Below are 241 nucleotides of genomic sequence, written 5' to 3' on the forward strand. Positions count from 1 at the left end.
GAGCTGTTCCGCGAGATGGCCGGCCTGCCGGTCACGGTACGGCTGATCGACCCGCCGCTGCACGAGTTCCTGCCGCCGCTGGAGGACCTCGCGGTCAAGGTCGCCGTCGCCGAGGAGCGCGGCGAGGACCCTGGCCACGACAAGGATCTCCTCGACGCCGTGCGCCGCATGCACGAGGAGAACCCGATGCTCGGCCTGCGCGGCGTGCGCCTCGGGCTGGTCATCCCCGGCCTGTTCGCCA

Annotated in this window: 1 protein-coding gene; it reads left to right on the plus strand. The window is 72.2% G+C overall.

The window, feature by feature from the left end:
• Positions 1 to 241: putative PEP-binding protein (locus tag IEZ31_RS57730; protein ID WP_229836985.1), on the plus strand; the 241-nt coding region annotated here is incomplete at both ends.

This window comes from Dactylosporangium sucinum, assembly GCF_014647515.1.
Taxonomy (GTDB): domain Bacteria; phylum Actinomycetota; class Actinomycetes; order Mycobacteriales; family Micromonosporaceae; genus Dactylosporangium; species Dactylosporangium sucinum.